The organism is Bacillus thermotolerans, from assembly GCF_000812025.2.
GTDB lineage: Bacteria > Bacillota > Bacilli > Bacillales > Domibacillaceae > Quasibacillus > Quasibacillus thermotolerans.
The window spans coordinates 1-20,700 of the sequence record NZ_JWJE02000060.1 but is presented as its reverse complement, the minus strand read 5'-3'; the positions used below and the strand labels follow the sequence as shown (position 1 = coordinate 20,700).

Genomic DNA, 20,700 nt, shown 5'->3' with positions numbered 1-20,700 from the left:
TCCATATAATAAGGGTTTTCGATATTTTACACACCAAACCAAATGATATTGGATGGCGTAAACATAACCTCTGCCTTTTCTAATTTTCATAGTATTCTCACCTAAATTTAATTTAACATATGTGTTTTTTTATTACAAACAAAAAAACCGCCCTAACTCATGACTGAAGTCACGAGTGTGCGGACGGAGGTCATCAAGTACGAATAAACTAAGGAAAAAGTTTCAACAAATCACAAAATATTCACTTACTGGTTTTCAGTCCATATGCATCCATCAAAAAAAGAAGGAGTTTAAGACATCGCTATCTGCTTAAGACAGCTGCTTTCTTTGCTAGAGGAAAAGTAACGAAAAACCCAGCTACCAGGCATAAAGCAATCGCTTCGAAGGTCCATACATATCCTGTATGCTTCATTAAGAAAACAGCAAGGATCGGACCTGCTGTAGACCCGACGAACAAAAAGAAGGAATACAAAGACATCGCTGCCGCTTTTTCTTTGCCGCCAAACTGGCCAAGCAGTCCAATCAGCGAAGGCACCGTTACAGAAATGCCTGCGGTAAACACGATGCTCATCAAGGCCAGCACCACTAAATTGCCTGATAAGCCGATGCCTGAAATACCAACCGCCCCCAAAGCAAGACCACTCCGCATTAATGGCAAAGTGCCAAACCTAGCAGCCAGGCGGCCCCCAAATGGTGCAAGCACCATCCCTACAATTCCTGCTGAACGAATGAGCAACACTTCTAAAGCATTCAACCCGTAAAACTCCCGTAAATAGCTCTCGAGCACAGTGTACACGCCGACAAAGCTCATAAGTATAACCACGGTCACCATAAAGCTGTACCGGAAAAAACTTTTTGATAGAACCGTTGTAAACCCTTTTATAATGGCGGAGCGTTGAGCCCCTGTCTCAGGCTGGTCTCTCGGTATAGCTGCCATAAAGACAGCTGCCATAGCCAAACACAGAATGCCATATAAATAAAATACATATGGCCAGCTGAGCCAATCATTCACAAGGCTGCTGTACAACTGCCCGATAATTCCTGCCATTAAGAACCCCGCACTGATGAATCCGATTGCTGTTACCCGCTTTCTCCCTGAGAATAATTCATTCATGAACGTTAGAGCTGTCGGAGCAAAAGAAGCCGCAACGAACCCTTGAATCCCCCGAAAAATAAGAATAGCTTCATAGCTTGAAAACAAACCAGTTAACAGTGAAATCATAGCTAGTAACACTAGACCAAACATAATGATCCGTTTTCGGCCATACCGGTCGGACAAAGGAGCAAAAACAATGGTGCCAAATGCATAACAAAACGAACAAATACTCGTCACCCAGGCTGCTTGCCCGGCTGTCAGACGAAACTCTTCTATGAACACTGAGCCGATTGGAATTGTGATATACAATACCGAAACGACTAGCAATCCGGCAAAAAAGAAGACCGCTGTCATGGTTGTATAGCTTTTCTCCGGTTCCGTTCTTTGTGTCTCTGCTGCCAGCTGTTCCATTCCTCATCCCTTCCCTTCCAAATACTCAAATATCCTAAATTATTTTTCTGCCTATGACTCTATTGCCCTATCAAATGAAAAGTCCAATAGAGGCTGCCGCCAATCCGGCAGCCAATGATGCTGTCACATAACTAACTGCCCGCTTCATTTGACCAGACTGAATGAAGGAGACCGTTTCATGGCCAAATGTAGAAAATGTTGTATAAGCCCCACAAAAGCCGACTCCCCAAAATAGCCAGATCCATTCGCTGATTTCGTTATCCATGTACAGGCGAGCGAGCCACCCTAGCAAGAAGGAGCCGGTTATATTAGCGAGCCACGTGCCAGCCGGGAACTGTGAACGATTGTTCAGCCGGCGCCCTAATAAGTATCTGGCTGCGGCGCCGATCGAACCTCCTATACCAATCCACCAGATCACTCGTTTTCACCTTCTTTCCTTTTGTATGCCAAAAGGCGTCCCGCATAAGCCAATAACACGCCAAGCGATACAGTGACAATCACGTATATCACTGCCAATCCGGCCGCCCCCTTCTGAACTAATTGAATCGTTTCCAACGAAAAGGTAGAGAAGGTGGTGAAGGAGCCGACGATACCCGTTCCAACCAGCAAAGTCCACTCGGGCCTTATCCAGCTCCATTGTTCCGCTTTTGTCAAGAACCATCCCAAGGCTAAGCAGCCGATAAGGTTCACACATAGCGTTCCTGCAGGGAATCCGCTGTCCACCTGTACCCATTCTCCAGCCAGATACCTTCCTGCCGCACCAAGAAAGCCTCCGATGATGACAAACCATATTCCCATTTCCTTTTTCACCCTTTCTTGCCTATTTTATACGACAATTCCTCTCCAATGCGTTATATTAGAAAATGTAGGTAAAATGACTTAGAGAAGTGAAGAAGATGGCTTACATTTTGCAAGTAGACTTTCCATTCGAAGGGCCTTTTGGAGAGGGACTAGCTTCCGAGTTCCGCGGTCTCGCGGAAAGCATCACGAACGAAAAGGGCTTCCTATGGAAAATCTGGACAGAGAATCCGGAGACGAAAGAAGCCGGCGGCATTTATGTCTTTGAAACAAAAGAAGATGCCGAAAACTATTTAACGATGCATACAGACCGACTAAATGGATTCGGCATTGCTCCAATCCGTTCAAAAATTTTCCAAATTAACGAACCGCTCACTTCTATTACCCGCGGCCGGGTAGAGTAATGAAAAAGGCTTGCACGACCTTCGTGTAAGCTTTTCTCTATTTTCACCACCTCCTCTACTAAAAACCTTAAAGAAGGTTCACTTCAAAATATCAATCATGATATGCTAGGAAAAAACCTTACATAGAAACCGGTGACTACTATGTTTTTTCTGATTGCGGCTGCTTGTCTAGCTATTATGATCGTTATGTTCATCTATAAAATATTTATAAAAACCTCTACCATGGCTCTTGTGATGGCAGCCGGCATTCTGCTGCATGGCGTGTTGTTTCATTTGGCCGATCGTAAGCTCTTTATCCTTCAATGGCTAAGCGCGTGGACCATTGCCTTATGGGTTCTGTTTGCTTTTTCCATTCTTCTTTCTTTTCTATACAGACAATTCGGCGCCTTGCATATCGTTAACCCGATCAACCGCTTCGGTATCGGTACGTGGGTAGCAGGTACGTCCATCATCTCTGTTCTTATTTATGAACAATTTGAGGGCTGGCAGCCTTTCGCCGTGCTGCTCTCTTACGCAAACATCGGCTTGTGGCTGTTTTATTTGCTGGCTTCTATTCAGTCCTTCTATAAACTGCGGCAAAGCGGCAAACCACCTTATACACACGGCATTCTTTTACTGACGACGGTCAGCACACAGTCGATTGTGCTGCTGCTGAATACTGTGCATACACAGGTGCCTCCCACCCTGGATGCTGCCCTCATTGCAACAGGCCTGTTCTTCTATGCTATTAGCTTTGCTTTTATTATCCATGATTGCTTCCGGCCCGGCTGGACAATAGAGGATCATTGGTCGAATACGAACTGTATTATCCATGGTGCTCTGTCGATCACAGGGTTTGCCTGTCTCACCTCCGATGCTGTAAGTATGGAGGCTGCCGAGTCGCTTTGGGCAATAGCGACGGCGGCTTTTCTGATCATTGAAACCATCGAATTCATTCGTCTGGTTAAGCGGCTTAAGCGCTACTCGTTCAAAGAAGGCATATGGACCTATAACGTTACACAATGGAGCCGGCTGTTTACCTTTGGCATGTTCTATACCTTTACTTCTCTCGTGACGCTGGACTCTCCTTTTCTATCGATTGTGCAAACGATTGTGCTGCTGGGAGGGCCGCCGGTTATTATATTGCTGTTCGCGATAGAAGCAGGCATTTGCCTACCTAGCGTCATAAAAGAAATGAGAGTACTAAGGAAGAAACAAGCCGCTTAAAAAACCGAACGCTATATGAGCGTTCGGTTTTTCGTTATTCACTTAACTCAATGCGTTTCACTTGTCCAATTATAAAGATGTAGGCTAAAGCACCAACTAGGGCAATCCCTGAGATAAATGTCAATGCCCGTGTATAAGGACCATTCAGGTTTACCGATCAATAATCAACATCTTTAAATTTTTTGTATTTAAATATAATAAACAACATTAAAATAATTCACAATAGCATTCTAGCTTTCTTTTACACCTTTTTTGAGAAAGAGCCCATTTTACTTTTCTTCTTTTCCGTCCTACACTAGATATAGAGTTTTATAGAATCGAGAGGATACATATGAAAAAAGCTATACCTATTTGTTTGGCATTCAGTTATGTGGCACTGGCTTTTTCAGATGCCGCTTGGCTCGAAATAGTCGTCAGCCTGATTGTTTTTGCCTTCCTTATTTTGACTGTTCCCTCTTTGAAAGGAAGAGCAGCTAAGCTGATTAGTGTGCTTGCTGTACTGACTGCCTTGCTTCTTATTAATCAAGAGAACTGGCTCGACACCCTTGTCGACGGAGCACTGATGAATTTAACAATCGTGGCGATTTTCGTGCTGACTCCCGTCCTTGGCATTCCCTTCCGGACTGGCGGATATACCAATGCTCTACGCTCCCTGCTTTATAAAAGGCGGAACAGCGTCCCGTTCTTTTATGCAAGCACGTACTTTTTAACCTATATTCTAGGAGCCGTTATTAACGTGGGATCCATTTCGATTAATCACTATTTATCAGGGGCATCAAATGTTCAATCAAACCGGCTCACTGCTAACGCGCTCAGCCGCGGCTTCGGCGGAGCACTCGGCTGGTCCCCTTATTTCGCAGCAATGGCCTTAGTCGTTAGCCAGCTGGCTATTGAATGGGCCTCCATCGCTGTATATGCTGTTGGCTTCTCGCTTCTCTGTTTTCTGGTTGGCTTTCTTATTGAGTGGCCTACCATGAAGAAAGAGACAAACCGCCTTCAATCCGCAGGCGAACGATCGGCCCAGACACCGGTTTCCGGACGCACCTGGCTGACTGTCTCTGAATTAGCCATCTTACTGTCTGCCACTACGTGTATCGTCCTGCTGATTGAACGCTTTTCTCCTTTTAATATGATTATTGCCATTGCCTTTACAGCCGTCTTCTTTCCGCTGTTATGGTGCCTGGCGAAAGGAACCTTCTCTCTCTATAAGAAGGAAGTATCCAAGCATGTTCATTCAACGCTTCCGAACCTTCATACGGAAATTGCGCTTTTCCTGCTGGCAGGGATATTCAGCTCCGCTTTTGTTTCATCTAAATGGAGCGATCTGTTTGTTCAGCTGTTCAGCCAATGGTTCGGTCACTCTCCAGCGCTGATGACGATCCTTCTATCTATCATTATAGTAGGAGCCGGACTGGCCGGCTTGCACCCTGTTGTTATTGTCACGATCTTGTTAACGAGCATCGATCCAGCGAGGTTGGATTTCTCCCTCCCTTATTTCGCCATCGCTGTGCTTGGCAGCTGGAGCATTTCGAATGTGCTGTCTCCTGCAACAGCTGTGAATAACTTAATTGCTCATTCACTAAATGAGAAGCTGGTGAATATTGCCTGGAGATGGAACTGGGTATACGGCTCTGTCATGATTGTTCTTCTTCCTATTTATTTATACTTCACCGGCTTGTGAGAACAAAGCTTCAAAGCACCTGGCTTTGAAGCTTTGTTCTTTTCTATCTGTCTTCTTCCTCAACAAAATTTACCATAACTTTACGAAGCGTTAATAGTAATCACTTTTTTCCTATGACATAGTAATAGAGGATGCCAACTGACTTGGCTTCTTATTATGTAACGACAGGAGGAACATTTGCTGTGAAAAAGGTACTGAACCTGCTATTCGTTGCTGCACTAGCTTTGACGAGCCAGCCCGCACTCACTGCTGAGGCTGAAAGCAACGAGCCAACCTCAGAGGATTTATTCATTTCTGAGTATGTAGAAGGAAGTTCATTTAACAAGGCCATCGAGATTTATAACGGTACCGGCACTTCTATTAACCTAGCTGATTATCAATTACAGCTGTACAGTAACGGCTCATCCGAACCGTCTCAATCTGTTACGCTGTCAGGCACATTAGACTCTAACGATGTATTCGTCGCAGCCCACGAGCAGGCCGACGAGGCTATTCTAGCTCAGGCAGACTTGCGCAAGAGCTCTGTAGTGAATTTCAACGGAGATGATGCGATCGCCTTATCGAAGAACGGGACCATCATAGATGTGATCGGGGATATTGGCAGCAAGGAAGAATACGCCGAGAATGTAACCTTGATCCGCAATGCTGCTATTTTATCAGGCAGCTCGGTCTATAAGGACACCGAATGGACGAGTCATCCGTCTGATACATTCAATTATCTAGGAAGTCACCTCTCTGACGAAAGTGACATAGAGGTGCCACAGGAGCCTGTTCATGCTTCTTCCATTGCTGAGGTGCGTGAATTAACAGATGGCACGCAAGTAACCGTCGAAGGAATTGTCACAGCGGATAGCACGGCTATTAGCAACGGCAGCCAGCTAACGACTTACATACAGGATGAAACAGGCGGCATAAACGTCTTTGCTTTCGAGCAAGGTACGCTCCCCTCTGTTCAGCAAGGTGACAGAATCAAAGTATCAGGCGAATTAGATTCGTATAAAGGCTTGAAGGAAATCCTTCCTTCCTCTATTGACATCTTGGAGAGCGGCCAGCCCTTGCCTGAGGTGCAATCTATTACTCTAGCTGACTTACAGGATCCAGCTACAGCTGAAGCGTTTGAAGGAGAACGAGTCAAGGTGACCGGTTTCATCAATAAGATTCCATCCAGCCCTGCAGGAGGCGGCTACAATGTATCATTCGTAGACGCTGATTATAACGGCACGACGCTACGGGTGATGGAGAAGGCTCTCGACCTTTCAGCGGTAGAGCCTGAGAAATGGTATGAAGTCACAGCGATTGTCAGTCAATACGACTCTTACCAGCTTCTCCCTGTAGAGCAAGGTGACATTCAGCTTGCTGACGAGCAGCCTGAAGCACCATCTGCTGCGGGCACTTATGAGTCGACAGTTTCCCGTATCACTGACGGAGATACTCTTCACTTAGAAACACCAGTGCTTGGTACGACAAAGGTACGATTCGTTAACATGGATACGGCCGAAACCTATACAGCCCGCAATAATGACTCTTCGCGAGAGGAAATCAACGCCAATCAGAAGGAACACGGTGAACAGGCCAAAGCTTACTTACATGAGCTTCTGCAGCCTGGAGAAAAGGTGCTCATCAAGGTCGGAGAAGAACCGACGGACGATTACGGCCGGCTCCTGGCAGAAGTGATCCGCGCTAAAGACGGTGTCAATGCCAATCTGGAGATGGTGAGAAAAGGACACGCCGTTACTTATTTCATTGCTCCATTTGATGAAGCTGTCTATCCCGACTATCAGGCAGCAGTGAAAGAAGCAAAAGACGCTGGTCTTGGCATTTGGAATCCTGAGAACCCGCTCCTTGAATTGCCATTTGTCTTCCGTGCGAATGATGACCAAAAAGGATTTTCGAAGTACGTAGGCAACTCAGATACGAACACATACGTGTCACCGGATCACTGGGAACAGGTGCCTGTAGAGAAGCGCGTCTTCTTCTGGGATGAAGCAACAGCCCAGCAATACGGCTACACACCTGCCAATGCTACTGAGGATGCATCCGGGGATCCCCTTTCCGTTCAATTATTGGGCATGAATGATCTGCACGGAAAAATTGATCAATCCTACAGCTTAGACCCGGATGGAGACGGAACAAACGGCACATACGGAAGAATAGATTACACAGCAGCAGCGATCAAGGCGCGCGAGGCAGAAAACCCCAATACGCTGATCGTACATGCAGGGGATATGATCGGTGGCAGTTCTCCTGTTTCGGGCCTTCTTCAAGATGAACCGACTGTGGAAATTATGGAAGCGATCGGATTTGACGTCGGCACTGTCGGCAACCATGAATTCGATGAAGGCACCGAGGAATTGCTGCGTATCGTGAACGGCGGTAAGCATCCAAACGGCACAGACAATTATGACGGCCTGGATTCCGCTCTTTTATGTGCAAACTGCGTATATAAAGACTCCGGTGACACCATCCTTCCTGCTTATGATGTAAAAGAAGTAGACGGGGAGAAAATCGGCTTCATCGGTGTCATCACTCAAGAAGCAGCCGGCATGGTGATGCCTCACGGAATTGCTGATATCGAGTTTACGAATGAAGCGGAAGCAGTGAATAAAGCTGTCACTGAAATGAAAGCTGACGGCGTGGAGGCAATTGTTGTCTTAGCCCATATTCCAGGCAGCCAGAGCGGTGAGACGGTATCAGGCCAGGCGGCCGACCTCGCTATGAACGTAGATGATGAGGTGGATGTAATCTTCTCCGCTCATAACCATGTTGTTAATAACGGCATTGTTGATAATAAACTCATCGTTCAGGCGTCTGAATATGGGAAAGCCTTTGCCGATGTGGACCTGGAAATTGACCGCTCCACAGGTGACATCATTCAAAAAGAGGCGGAGATCGTTTTTGTTGACCAGAGCGAGGTCACGCCAGATGAAGAAGTGACGTCCATCTTAACAAAATACGAAGAGAAAATAGCCCCTGTGATGAATGAAATCGTTGGCTATAATGCAGCTGACTTAACCGGCTCTTATACGGGCGAAGGCGGCCATGGCCTTGGCAACTTGATTGCCGACGGGATGCGTGCCGCCATGGATAGTGATTTTGCGATGATGAACGGCGGCGGCATCCGAGATGATTTGCTTGCCGGCGAGATTACATGGGGCGAGTTATACAATATTCAGCCATTTGGCAATACCCTCATGATGTTCGAGATTAAAGGCAAAGATCTCTATCCGATTATTCAAGCACAGCTATCACCAACATACGGTCCCGATTACAGCATTAGCGGTTTTCATTACACGTGGGATCCTGAAACAAACGAAGTAACAAGCATTACCTTCCCAGACGGCACGCCGATCCGCCCTGAAGAAACGTACACATTGACGGTAAACAACTATATGGGAACGTCATCCAGCCCTTCCCATGCACCGATCAGTGAGCTCGGTCAAAACCCAGTTATGGGACCGGCAGATATTGATGCAACCGTCGACTTCGTTAAGAGTTTAAACAGTACACCTGAGGATCCGATCACTTACAGCGCAGAGGAACGGATTACGACTGCCAAAGCTTCGGACCCTCAGCCCAAGCCTCAGCCGGATACGCCTGAAGCTGTGATCAACCCGAAGCAAAATAACGGAACAGCTACCGTTAAAATGAAAGACCTGCAAGCACTTGAGCCAAATACCCGGGTCACAATCGATATCTCTAATGACAAGAAATCTAGAGCCCTGCTGTTAAACAAGAAGCAGGTGGATCTATTGAGGGAGAAAAACGTTACCCTCATCGTAACAGATAACGACAAATCCGCTGAATTCGTAATGAAGGAGTACGAAGGGACAGTTTTAAAGGTAAAGCTGTCTAAATAAAGACAAAAAAAAGCTTCAAAGCCAACCGCTTTGAAGCTTTTTTGTTCAAATTTTTTACCAATAATACCCGTAATAAGGAGGATAAGGATACACATAGCCAAACGGGTAACGATAGCTGTACCCATAAGTATACGGGAATAATACGCTGGACAGTAACCCGCCGGTCAATCCCCCTAAAAATGGACCGACGAATCCTCCGTAATATGGACGTCTATACCTTCTTCTCGGGCGCTGTCTGTAAAGCTCTTCTACTTCATCTCCTCGTACATTCCACATATGCGCTTCAGGATGCCATTCCATTCCTTGATTCATCCGTACCTCTCCCTTTCTTCATCATTCCTTGCGGATACTAGAAGCAAAACAACTCTTTCTCCCTTCAGCCTCCGCTGTCTAGGATGTTTATCCCTTTACATCATATGCACGTTTGCCCAAAGAGAGCTTATTCGCTAAGAATATAGGCAATCTACCTAGAGCACCTCCCTTTTCCTGCCTATTCAAGCTATAATGAAAGCAAAAACAACGCAAAGAAAGGAACAAACCGCTATGCGGACACTGCAGCACCTCTCTGCCCGCATTTCTTACTTGCCTCCTTACGCAGAAACAGACCGGCCGGTCCTGGCGGCTGTGAGAGGGGAAGACCAAACACTTTTAATCGATGCTGGAAACTCTTCCGCTCATGCCCAGTTGTTTCTCCGTGAGCTGAACAACCATCATATACAAGGAGACTGGCTTGTACTGACTCACTGGCACTGGGATCACGTCTTCGGTATGAAGGACATGCCCATGCCTGTCATTTCTCATCGACTCACATACGACAAAATCAAGGAAATGCAGCAGCTTTCCTGGGAGGATGCTGACCTGGACCAGTGTGTACAGGAAGGAACAGAGATCCCCTTTTGTGTAGAAGCCATTAAAAAAGAGCTCGGCGGCAATCGCGATATTTTTATTCCTGCACCAGCCCTCACCTTCGATACGGCTATGACGATCCACTTAGGGGAGTATCCTGTCAGATCGAACACGTTGGCGGTGATCACTCTAAGGATTCATGTGCCATCTATGTGCCAGAGGAAAAGGTTCTTTTCCTAGGCGACTGTTTATACGCGAACTTGTACGCAGACGAATGGAACTACACAGCGGAACAGATCTTCAAGCTTGTTCAGCGGCTGGAAGCTTATGAAGCGGACCGTGTTTTCCTGTCTCATCATGACGCACCTTTAACAAAAGAAGAATTTTTATCGTTTCTTCAGCTGTTAAAGCGGACCGCCTCTCTTACGAAGAAGCATAAAGGAAGGGAAGCAGCGATCATGAAAGAGATGGAAGAAGACGTGCAAAGAGAGCTGAGCGAGGAGGAGCGCGAGACCATCACCTTCTTTGTAAATGGCTATACGGAGTCCAAGTAACCACTGCGCTGCCCTTTCACCGGCGTTCCTTTTCATTTTCCAGTATGATACAGTAACTATACAGAGATCTTACAAGAAAAGGAGCTAGCTCAATGAAGAAAACTGTCCAAGTAACGGCCGCTGTCTGCATCAATGAACAAGACGAAGTGCTCTGTGCCTTGCGCTCGCCGATCATGACGCTTCCAAACCTGTGGGAATTCCCCGGCGGGAAGGTAGAAGAAGGCGAAACACCAGAGGAATCCCTGATCCGGGAAATCAAAGAAGAGCTCGGCTGTACAGTAAAAGTACACGAACTCATTGAAGACGTCATGCATGAGTACCCTAATGTGATTGTCAATCTGCTGACGTACCGTTCAACCATTACGGAAGGCATGCCTCTTGCGAGTGAACACGCAGAAATTAAATGGGTGCCCCGTGAGCAGCTCCGCTCCCTGGAATGGGCGCCTGCGGATATCCCCACCATTGATCGGCTGCTGGCAGAGAAAATTGACGCTTAACCAAAAGCGGGAGGGCCATTTGGGCCCTCCCGCTTTTTTCGTGCTTTGATTAAGCTTCACTTGCAATATAGTGATAAAGCTGATCATCGATCGGCTGTTCGAGCACCATATTCATGCGTACCACTGGAATCTCTTTCTTATTCTTATCCTTCATCTCTGTTTGTTCCACCGTTTTACGATCTGGCCACGCTTTGCCCAAATAATAGAAGTCGCTGCCTTCATCATTATCCTTTTTTACAAAGATATGAATATCAGTGCCTCGCTCTTTTGCTTCAATAATGGCCTGTACTTCCTTCGATTGAAGCGTGCGCTTGCTTCTTGTGTACCACTTCATGACTTCCTGGTTGAGAAATTCATCTCCGTAATCCACACTTGCTTCGACATCCTCCTGCTTATGATAGGTGACGAAGATCGGACATGTACCGTGCTTTGTTTTGTAGCCGTACATCGTCGAGCTTTCATCACTTTGCCAATTCAGCAAACGACAGGCATCTTTTCTCGAATATTTCTCATATAAAGTAAGCGGTCGATCACACTGATACCGCTCGCTTTTCGCCTTCGCGCTTTTCACGACATCGATCACCAGCTGACGGAAATACGCATTCTTTTTGAGCCGGTCTCTCACCTGTTCGCTAAAAACAAACTCCCCTTCGTCCTTTATAACGACGGGTTGCCCTCCATATTTTTGCCTCGTTGCCTCATTGAAGAAGGATAAATCCATTATCCGCTCAACAGAAGCAATCGTCGCTTCATCTGCCCGGCAGCTTCTCTCTTTCAAGCAGTCCACATACTCATCGTAAGGGACACCCTCTTTGCCCATCAACAGCTCTAGAAGCAGCACTTCCTGCTTCCGCTTGCCGTTTAAAATTTCTAGCGAGAGCATCGTCAACACTTGGTTCTCTTCCTCTGTTAACCTAGGAATCTCTTCTTTCATCTTTAACAAAAATTGATAATAATTCGCATGCTTCTCCGCTATGACAACCGGGTCGATAGAGTGATTGGCAATAAAGTCATGCAGGTAAGGGACGCGGCCAAGCCGGTTCTTTAACTGGATATAGGCATCTCTTAATACTTTCAATGCCGTCAGCTGACTTTTGTTAATCGATTGGAACACTCTTTTCTTCGCAATCTCCTCAAAGTTCACCGTCGACACACCTTTAATGTAACTCGTGTCCTGTGTATGCCGGCGAATGTGGTCTTTGTTTTGCGATTTCTCTCCAGAAAGAGCAACCGGGATTAAATAGTTATTTTTATAATTGCCGATGAAATCAATAATCGTCACGAACTCTTTCGATGGGTGCTTTCTTAGCCCTCTTCCTAGCTGCTGAATGAACACGATACTCGACTGCGTCTGCCGCAGCATCACTACCTGATTCACACTTGGAATATCAACGCCTTCGTTAAAAATATCAACTGTTACAATATAATCAAGACGGCCTTCCTCGAGCTCCTGTACACACCCCAGCCGTCTCTCCTGTGAATCGTCCCCAGTCAACGCAACGGTACGGAAGCCTCTTTGATTCAGCTGATCAGACAGCTCCTTCGCTTCTTCCTTTCGGCTGCAAAAAATCAGTCCCCTTACCTGCTCACCTGAAAATCCGTAGTAATGCATCTTCTCCATTAAATGATCCAGCCGCTCTTCTGTAACGAGCTTCGCGAGCTCCGTCGTCTCATCAATCACTTCACCATTATATTCAAAATCAGTCACACCGAAATAATGAAACGGACAAAGCATGTCTTCTTCCAACGCTTCCTGCAGACGGATTTCATACGCGATATTATAGTCAAACAGCTCATAAATGTTTACATCATCCGTCCGCTCAGGTGTCGCGGTCATCCCCATCAGGAATTGAGGCTGAAAATAATCCATCACTTTCCGGTAGGAGGCTGCCCCCGCCTTGTGCACTTCATCGATTAAAATATAATCAAACGCATCCGGGTCAAATTGATGCAGAACCTCTTCTTTCGATACGGTCTGAATGGTGGCAAACAAGTACTTTGCATCTGCCTGCTTGCTCGTTCCGGTTAAAACGCCGAACTCTTCCTCCAGCCCGCCGAGCACTCGCTTGAAGTCCGATTTTGCTTGGTGAAGAATCTGCTCGCGGTGAACGATGAACAGCATTCGCTTCGGTTGAAATCGTCTGACATCGAATGCAGACAGGTACGTCTTCCCTGTACCCGTCGCGGAAATGACAAGCCCTTTATTTTGCCCCGCTTCCCGGACGGCTTCAATCTCCTGCAGAGCAGACTTTTGCATTTTATTTGGCTTAATGGCTACGGATTCTCTCAGCAGATTGACTTCATAAGAAGCCGGCAGCTCTACAATGTGTTCAGCTGACCGTACATTAGCTTGCTGCTCATACACCTTCTCGTATGCCTCAACCCATGATTCTGTCAGCGGCTGAGCGCTTTTCCATACCTCTTCGAACTGATGGCGAAAATGATGGACGATTTCCCCATTTTCATGTGAGGTCAGCTTCACATTCCATTCATAGTTAACCTTCAATGCCTGTGCGGTTAAATTCGAACTCCCAACAATTAATGAGTAATGGGTATCCTGCTCGAAAATGTACCCTTTCGAATGAAAGCCTTTCACACTTGTTAGCCGCACCTCAACATTCGTTACCTTCATTAACTCTCGAAACACTTTCGGCTGGTTGAAATACAAAAAGGTTGACGTTAGAATCTTTCCCTTGATACCTTTTCGCTTCAAGTCGAGCAGATGTGATTTTAATGTCGCTAGTCCGCTTTCTGTGATGAACGCCACCGAAAAAAGAAAGGACCGGCATTGATCCAGTTCTTGTACGAGCGGTGTTAACACGTTCTCGCTGCTTTGCATATTGTTGACCAATAACTTCGGCTTATAGCGTCCTGCTTTACCGGATTGATCGATAAACCCTTTATGCAAGGATGCTTCTAAATGTTGAATAAATTCTTCCATATTCCCTCACCATTCATCGTCCAATATTTACCTTCATTGTACGATCCGCTGCTTTAGAGCGCAATGAGAAAACAGCAAAAAAACCGGGCGCCTGCTCCGCCCGATCGCTCAGAAGGTTATCTTTCGTCATTCATCCGTCCTTTACGCCCCTGCTTGGAATTGCGATTGGCCCCTTTCATTGGATCCTCGCCACCTGCAAACTCCGGAGAAAATTCCGTTTCCGCTATGTTCCTCTTCGGTGTCTTCGCATGTTTCAGAGCGGCGTTCTTTTCTGCTTTACGCTTCGCCATGTGATCACCTCTTTTCCTCTATTGCCATGAGTCGAGAGTAGTTTCCCCCGGTGCATATATTTGTATCCATGTCATTCAGCCACAAAAAAGTGAAACCTTTTTTATCTTCATTCGTATGCAATACAAACGAGGAAAGAAGGGATCAAATGTTAAAGAAACTCATACAAAGTTTGTTAAATCAAAAACAAAAGAAATCCTACCGCAAATATTCAAGCAGTGACCACCGCTATCACAAACGTTCCCATCACCCATCTAAATACGGGCATCATTACTATAAACGCAAAGGCCGGTCCAGCAGCTTTTATAGCAGCTGATGCGTATGAGAAACCTACTTTCAGACCTTCTGGAACGACCGCTTAAAGCTGATCACATGATTAATCATCGCTATGTTATCGACCGGTTCATCGGAAAAGGGAGCTATGGACTCATCTATGAAACGACTGATTTTCAGACAGGACAGCGAGTGATCGTCAAGCAGTTAAGGAGAAGAAAGAGAAAACAGCCTGGAGGCGTTCAATCCTTCCAGCGGGAAGCGCATTTTCTGAAAACCTTGAATCACCCCTCCATTCCTGCCTTTGTGGATGCTTTTACCGAAGAGAAGCATTTCTTCCTGGCCATGGAGTACATTCACGCAAAAAATTTTGAAGATTTAATTTTCAAAGAAGGGCATACATACGGCGAAAGGGAGGCCTTTTTCATCTTGTCGCGCATCCTTACCATCGTTCGTTATTTGCATAAAAACAGGATTGTTCATAGAGATTTACGCATTCCGAATATTTTGTGGAATGGAAATCAAGCCTACATTATCGACTTCGGGCTGGCCCGCTCACTGGATGACCCTGATGCCGACAAACATGAACACCTCCAGGAAGAAAGCCGGCTATTTCGAGAAGTTTCCGTGAAGAGCGACTTCTTTGCGCTCGGCCACTTTGTTCTTTTTCTCCTTTATTCACAATTCGAGCCGAATTCTAAGAAGGAAAAAAGCTGGGAAGAGGAACTTATTCTTTCAGAGCCAGTCAGAAATATGATTCGGCGGATGCTGCAAATTGATTCTCCTTATACATCTGTAAACGAACTAACCAAAGACGTAAAGCAATTCCTATCTCGTACAGGATCTATCTCTAGCGTAAAAACCCTTTGACAGGAGGAAGAATCCCCTGTCAAAGGGTTTTTACTTTATCTTGCGAGAGGCCCGCCGCCGTTTCTTCTTTTCAATAGAGCGATTTGCCGAAGGACCCGCTTCAGCTCTCTTGCCTGCTGGAAGATGCCCAGCAGCAGCTGTACCGTTCCGTAACAAGCCTCCGTGTCCAGCGTTTCTTCCTCCGTATGCTCGTGCTGATAGCCTGCAGAAAGGTTTACACTCTGGATCCCGTGCGAGGCCCACACTCTTGTGTCACTGCTGCCGCCTTTTGTGCATTTCCATCCAGCCAGACCGCTGCTTATCGCGGTCTCTTCAATGAAGGCTCCAAAGCTTTCCTCACAAAAGGCCTCATATCCGCCGCAGGACGTTACAATATCCCCTTTGCCTCTGCGGTCAACGACAAAGGCTGCATCCACATCCCAAAGAAAGCAGTCATCGACCCCCCTCGCCCCGACTAAGCCGACTTCTTCCTCCACGGTAAAAATAAATTTTACTCTGCCATTAAATGAAGTGCCCTTTAGCCGTTCTGCCACTTCCAGTAAGACCGCTACACCTGCCCGATCATCCGCGCCTAAAATCCCTTTACTGCTCGACCAGACCGCTCCGTCCTTGATCATCTTTCTGCCTGGTACAAAGCTCTCCACTGTGTCAAGATGAGCATTTAAGAGAATCACCGGTCCTTGACCAGTTCCGTATACTTTCTGTGCCAAAAGGTTGCCCGACCGGTCCACCTTCCACACATCTGCGATCTGATGCAGCTGCTCAGCCACCAGGTTCCGAATGCCCTCTTCTTTCCCGCTTGCCCCGTTAATGGATAAGCACTGCTCCAGCCGGTGAAGAAAAAGCTGCTTATTTAAGAATCCAGCCGGCTCCCTGAGCCAACCCTTCTCTATTACATAAAGCTTCTCGGCTGCATCTAGCAGTGCTTGCCGCGGCACTAGAAGCCTCGCCTGCCGATTCCTGACCACGAGCTTCGGAATCCCCACTGCCTGCAGCACTTCCACAGCCTTTTCCATATCGACCCACTCCGCAAAGCCAAGCGCTGGATGCCTGCGCTCATGCCCATCACAGCTAAAATCCGTATGAAGCCCAAGACGATTAAGTCCTCGCACGACGCCCGATATATACGTATCCAGCTCCTTCACCTTCGGCTCTTCTTCCCCCGGACGGAACCAGGCCCATCCACCGCCGCCTCGATGCTCAAAATCCACACATGCCAGCCACTCTTCTTCGGGAACAGCTGCACTAGAGATTAGTAATATGCCTTGCTCATAAACATAGTCAACCCTTAATCGGTCCAAACTTTCAAGCAGGAAGGTTCTATTCTGCTCCGTCTCTTTTCTGCAGTCAAATCTGTTGTCTCTTTGCTCCGGCACCATAAACCCTTGTCGAATGAATAAGCGATTCCATGCTTCCATCTTATCCTCTCCCTTCTGTTTATGGCTTTATTATCGCACGAAGGCTGTGACACCCCTGTCACAGCCTTCGATTACAATATGTAACCGGATTCTTCATCCACCCGGTACATCACCACATAGGGAAGTGATCCATTAAAGCGATAAGCAGTCTCCCCCATATGACTTGCCGTCTCAATGATATCAGGAATACCGTACTCCTCGAGCTTTCCCCGCAGCCGGCTAAACTTCTTCCTGAAATTTTCCTTCGTGATCCCCTCTGCAATCGAATGGGAGAAGATGGTTTGCAGCGTCATCCGCGAAGCTGGCAGGCCCTCCCTGCTTTTTACCAGCACATACCGGAGAATGTCCCCCTGCTCCTGTGTAAGGGCAAGGCTGGTCTCATTAAAGGTGAGCGTAATTTGCCGGTCACCGAAGTAAAGAACGAGGGTATCCGCCGGTTCGTGGGTAATGAGTTCCTCGCACGCTTCCTTTGAACAGGTAGCTGTCCCTTCAGGCGTAATCTGGTAGAACGCATTCTCCTTTAAATAGCGGTCGTTATCCGCCAGGCTTTCATAAATCGGCGAAAGCTCATAATTTGGAAGCGCCTGATGCTGATCAAACGATAACTGCTCCATCTGTTCATACGTCTGTTTAGCCAGGTGCAGCGCACTATTCGCTAAATATAAATGCGCATTCGCCAGCTGGCGTTCGGACAGTTGATATTCCCGGTTTTGATAGCTCTTCTGATTAGCGATCGCCCGTTCGAAGCGGACCATCGCTTCCTTGTACTCGCCCCGCCGGTACAGCAGAAAGCCAATCCGGTAGGAAGCAATCGGATTATACTTGTCATACTTCAGCGCCCGCTTCAAGCATTGAAGAGCAGCCTCATCACTTTTCTCGTACTGCATCTTCAAGTACGTACCGTAGTGAACAAGATGAAGCACGAGCCGCTTCTCTACATAATCGTAGTAAGTCATATCCTGTTCCTGCACCATCTTCCGAAGCATCTCTTCATAAATACGAATCTTCTGCGGATATAACGAATACGTCAGCCCCTCTTCCTGTTCCTTCTCATGAAGCTGTTCTTCCACCTCTTCCAATTCTTCTAAAGTCATATTCTTTAAGCTCATCGGTGTTCCTCCTTTAGGCATGACACACAATTTATAATTATGATATTCCACCCGATCCATGATCAAAATCGTCGGTATTTACAGCGAGTCTTATAAAAAAAGATCGAATGCGTTCACATTCGATCTGACAGAAATCGCAACATGGTTCTTTATTTTCATTAGTCTTATTATAAAGGATGACCGTCTAGGAGAATACTAAAAAATAAAGGGAATCCGCTTGCTAAACCATTTAATCTACCATGTTGATTTAAATAATAAATATATTCTCATTATGCCATTCGAAATAGACTTTTGATGGTTCAATTTCTTTCCAGCTTAATAACTCACCGCCATTTAAACTTTCAATCAGTGATTGACTCGTACTATCTGTTCCAACAAAGTGTTTAGATACATGAATTTTTTTATTTGGTGTAACAGTAATGACTCCTTTGTCAAAAGCCCAGTGGTGCAATTTGCATAATGCCAAACCATTATCTATCGTGCTTGGCCCTTCAAAAGAATGCCATAGAATATGGGCAGCATCCAGGCCAAAGGGAGTTTGATTAAACATAGCCTGAAACCCACAAATCGCACACCTGTATCTAAAATTGGCCAAAACTTGCGAAGCAAACTTGGGATCTCTTTTTATCTTCTTATATGGATTATAGAAAGAAAAACCAAAATACGATCTCAATTCATCTTGAATTGTCTGTGGCCAAAATTTCTCCAAAATGTAATTTATTAAAATTGTACGACTGCGCTCATCTCTTTGAAGAAGTTCAAATGCTTCTTCATTTATGAAACCGTACACTGAATCTTGACGAAGGAGAGTTACGCTAGCTGTTTTCGAGCTTATTAGTTTGACCCCTTCGGGAAGCTTTAAATCCCAAATAGGAGAGGAATTTAAATGATGAAACGGTTGATTAGATTTAGGAGCACTTGTCCGATTTCCAAAGCTTTTTATCAGTATATCAAGCTCCTCCTCAATATCCCTATAGCGGAACTTATTATCTCGACTTTCTCCCCGCTCAATTTTTGAAAGAAGAAGTAATAGAAGGAGAGGCTTCTTTAATGCCGTACCCACTTTCTTCGAACGATGCAGCCTTATCTCATCTATCCATTGTAAGAGAGTGTGAATATCCATAACATTTCCCCCTTCTCAACTAAACGTCTATCTTCTCCTCAAATCTGCCCCGCTTCTCAGCCTTCCGCTGACGAACAGCTTCCAGCTTCTCAACATCAGCGCCGTGGATGCGAGAAGCAGCGTGGATGAGTTCAAGAAGGTCAGCCAGCTCTTCAAGCGCTTCTTCATCCGTTTGGGCGCCTAAGTACTCATCCAGCTCCTCTTTCATTTTCTGACGGACTTCTTCCTTATATTCCGTTTCATTTAAAATACGGGTATGATAGGCTTTGCCGCTTTTCTCAATGATTTCTGGAATCCGATCACGGACGAGTTTATTATGGATAGGCATCGTTCTCTCTCCTCTTTCATCATTATGTATATGGCTATTTTACCAGATAAACACGATGAAAGCGTACAGATCACAGGCGGCTCTGCACTTTCCTATTTATTCCTTTACACTATACATGCCAAAATGCCCGTATCTGTCCACATCCCTATAAATCTCCCATTCACCCTTCAACAAAAAACACTTCTTTCAGCATTTGTTGAACTGTCCCACAAATTGTATATTTTAAACATATTTAACAATAATTTTTAAAGGGGTTTTGGAAATGAACAAAATAACAAAGATGATGATCTCATTCGTGCTCGTATGTTCTGTGCTGTTCCCTTTGTCTTCCAGCTTAAATCAGGCCAGCGCTGCTAGCGGAAAAACAGTAACAGAGTGTACAGGCTATGGATATACCAAGACTTGTAAAAAGTACAAGGTATTCAAGTACAATACATACTGGACAAAAAGTGAAGTGAAAAAGGTTGTTAAAAAATATGAGGCGAACTCCTCTAACAAGCAGCTAATTATTGATTACATCATTAGTTTGGCTCCTCCTGCAGGCATTGCTGTGCTGTTCAAGAACATTGGCTGGAATAACACAATCGGCCCGTTCCAGAAGGCTAAAAGCAAAGGAACAGGCCTGCGAATCAAATATGATATGTACGTGCCGCTGTCCGGCCCAAATATCGTCAAGACCAAAAACTATAAAGTCTCTTACGAATAAAATTGAAGAGCGTACGAGTTGTACGCTCTTCTCACGTTGTTGAAAAACAACTTAGTCAAGAAAACCCTGGTGAATTCTCACCGGGATTTTCACTTTTTTTGAATTGTTAAACGGAATCTTCTATAATATGAGAAGTGAGGTGGAGACCAATTTTCTGTAAAGAGCGGAGTTTGGCCCACTTTTTCAAGTTTTGTATGATGGCGGTCATCAAAACTTGCGTTTTCACTTTTTGAACTCCACGGTAACGTGCATAGCGCAGACCGTGGAGTTCTTTACTGTGTGCAAAGCTTAATT

At 45.8% G+C, this 20,700-nt stretch carries 20 protein-coding genes and 1 pseudogene; 9 read left to right on the top strand and 12 right to left on the bottom strand.

Annotated elements, in window-relative coordinates; genetic code table 11:
- From QY97_RS21180 to crcB (QY97_RS16575), 4 genes and pseudogenes are all read right to left on the bottom strand, one after another.
- A pseudogene (locus tag QY97_RS21180) lies at positions 1-90 on the bottom strand (IS200/IS605 family transposase); the annotation flags it as partial.
- Between the two features lie 211 nt (positions 91-301).
- The gene (locus QY97_RS16585; RefSeq protein WP_046128796.1) at positions 302-1,507 is read right to left on the bottom strand and encodes an MFS transporter; all 1,206 of its coding nucleotides are present in this window, start codon (positions 1,505-1,507) and stop codon (positions 302-304) included.
- Positions 1,508-1,577: 70 nt separating this feature from the next.
- A complete protein-coding gene (gene crcB / locus QY97_RS16580) occupies positions 1,578-1,925 on the bottom strand; it encodes a fluoride efflux transporter CrcB (protein WP_039230652.1) in 348 nt (115 codons plus the stop codon).
- Positions 1,922-2,305 carry a fluoride efflux transporter CrcB gene (gene crcB / locus QY97_RS16575; protein WP_039230649.1) on the bottom strand — a complete coding sequence of 128 codons (384 nt, stop codon included), beginning with the start codon at positions 2,303-2,305 and terminating at the stop codon, positions 1,922-1,924. Before crcB (QY97_RS16575) ends, crcB (QY97_RS16580) begins: the two co-directional genes overlap by 4 nt.
- 98 nt (positions 2,306-2,403) lie before the next feature.
- Between crcB (QY97_RS16575) and QY97_RS16570 the strand changes: the two genes are divergently transcribed.
- From QY97_RS16570 to QY97_RS16555, 4 genes are all read left to right on the top strand, one after another.
- A complete protein-coding gene (locus QY97_RS16570; protein ID WP_039230646.1) occupies positions 2,404-2,709 on the top strand; it encodes a monooxygenase in 306 nt (101 codons plus the stop codon).
- A 141-nt stretch (positions 2,710-2,850) separates the two neighbouring features.
- Positions 2,851-3,915: a TDT family transporter gene (locus QY97_RS16565; RefSeq protein WP_039230643.1), complete on the top strand. Its 1,065-nt coding sequence runs from the start codon at positions 2,851-2,853 to the stop codon at positions 3,913-3,915.
- Positions 3,916-4,246: 331 nt separating this feature from the next.
- Positions 4,247-5,596 (top strand): hypothetical protein, encoded by a 1,350-nt coding sequence (locus tag QY97_RS16560; RefSeq protein WP_039230640.1) that lies wholly within the window; start codon positions 4,247-4,249, stop codon positions 5,594-5,596.
- Positions 5,597-5,739: 143 nt separating this feature from the next.
- Positions 5,740-9,453, top strand: a complete 3,714-nt coding sequence (locus QY97_RS16555) for a 5'-nucleotidase C-terminal domain-containing protein (RefSeq protein WP_232506358.1) — start codon at positions 5,740-5,742, stop codon at positions 9,451-9,453.
- 54 nt (positions 9,454-9,507) lie between these two features.
- On the opposite strand, the gene QY97_RS16550 is transcribed toward QY97_RS16555, so the two are convergent.
- Positions 9,508-9,765, bottom strand: coding sequence for a hypothetical protein (locus QY97_RS16550; protein WP_232506357.1), 258 nt, complete (start codon positions 9,763-9,765; stop codon positions 9,508-9,510).
- 231 nt (positions 9,766-9,996) lie between these two features.
- On the opposite strand from QY97_RS16550, the gene QY97_RS21175 reads away from it, so the two are divergent.
- The 3 genes from QY97_RS21175 (at position 9,997) to mutT (ending at position 11,350) form a co-directional block, all read left to right on the top strand.
- Positions 9,997-10,539 (top strand): MBL fold metallo-hydrolase, encoded by a 543-nt coding sequence (locus QY97_RS21175; RefSeq protein WP_408606292.1) that lies wholly within the window; start codon positions 9,997-9,999, stop codon positions 10,537-10,539.
- A complete protein-coding gene (locus tag QY97_RS21170) occupies positions 10,512-10,853 on the top strand; it encodes an MBL fold metallo-hydrolase (protein ID WP_408606291.1) in 342 nt (113 codons plus the stop codon). Before QY97_RS21175 ends, QY97_RS21170 begins: the two co-directional genes overlap by 28 nt.
- Positions 10,854-10,945: 92 nt before the next feature.
- The gene (gene mutT, locus QY97_RS16540; RefSeq protein ID WP_039230638.1) at positions 10,946-11,350 is read left to right on the top strand and encodes an 8-oxo-dGTP diphosphatase MutT; all 405 of its coding nucleotides are present in this window, start codon (positions 10,946-10,948) and stop codon (positions 11,348-11,350) included.
- Positions 11,351-11,399: 49 nt separating this feature from the next.
- Here the strand turns inward: mutT and QY97_RS16535 are convergent, their stop codons facing one another.
- Together QY97_RS16535 and QY97_RS20750 are read right to left on the bottom strand one after the other, a co-directional pair.
- Entirely contained in the window at positions 11,400-14,291 is a 2,892-nt protein-coding gene (locus QY97_RS16535; RefSeq protein WP_039230635.1) for a DUF3427 domain-containing protein, read from the bottom strand.
- 116 nt (positions 14,292-14,407) lie between these two features.
- A complete protein-coding gene (locus QY97_RS20750; RefSeq protein ID WP_039230632.1) occupies positions 14,408-14,581 on the bottom strand; it encodes a hypothetical protein in 174 nt (57 codons plus the stop codon).
- A 319-nt stretch (positions 14,582-14,900) separates the two neighbouring features.
- Between QY97_RS20750 and QY97_RS16525 the strand changes: the two genes are divergently transcribed.
- A complete protein-coding gene (locus tag QY97_RS16525) occupies positions 14,901-15,722 on the top strand; it encodes a serine/threonine protein kinase (RefSeq protein ID WP_052729006.1) in 822 nt (273 codons plus the stop codon).
- A gap of 35 nt (positions 15,723-15,757) precedes the next feature.
- Here QY97_RS16525 and QY97_RS16520 read toward each other — a convergent pair whose 3' ends face one another.
- The 4 genes from QY97_RS16520 to QY97_RS16505 all read right to left on the bottom strand — a co-directional run bounded on the left by QY97_RS16520 (position 15,758) and on the right by QY97_RS16505 (position 19,700).
- Positions 15,758-17,140, bottom strand: a complete 1,383-nt coding sequence (locus QY97_RS16520; RefSeq protein WP_039230629.1) for a M20/M25/M40 family metallo-hydrolase — start codon at positions 17,138-17,140, stop codon at positions 15,758-15,760.
- 71 nt (positions 17,141-17,211) lie between these two features.
- Complete coding sequence (locus tag QY97_RS16515; RefSeq protein WP_052729005.1) at positions 17,212-18,249, bottom strand: tetratricopeptide repeat protein; 1,038 nt, start codon at positions 18,247-18,249, stop codon at positions 17,212-17,214.
- 247 nt (positions 18,250-18,496) lie between these two features.
- Positions 18,497-19,372 carry a phosphorothioated DNA-binding restriction endonuclease gene (locus QY97_RS19690; protein ID WP_052717098.1) on the bottom strand — a complete coding sequence of 292 codons (876 nt, stop codon included), beginning with the start codon at positions 19,370-19,372 and terminating at the stop codon, positions 18,497-18,499.
- A 19-nt stretch (positions 19,373-19,391) separates the two neighbouring features.
- A complete protein-coding gene (locus QY97_RS16505) occupies positions 19,392-19,700 on the bottom strand; it encodes a nucleoside triphosphate pyrophosphohydrolase (protein WP_039230625.1) in 309 nt (102 codons plus the stop codon).
- 262 nt (positions 19,701-19,962) lie between these two features.
- Here QY97_RS16505 and QY97_RS16500 point away from each other — a divergent pair, with 262 nt between their 5' ends.
- Positions 19,963-20,406 carry a hypothetical protein gene (locus tag QY97_RS16500; RefSeq protein ID WP_039230622.1) on the top strand — a complete coding sequence of 148 codons (444 nt, stop codon included), beginning with the start codon at positions 19,963-19,965 and terminating at the stop codon, positions 20,404-20,406.
- Between the two features lie 106 nt (positions 20,407-20,512).
- Here the strand turns inward: QY97_RS16500 and QY97_RS16495 are convergent.
- Positions 20,513-20,700, bottom strand: a 188-nt coding sequence (locus QY97_RS16495) for a transposase (RefSeq protein WP_039230619.1), incomplete at its 5' end; no start/stop codon positions are given.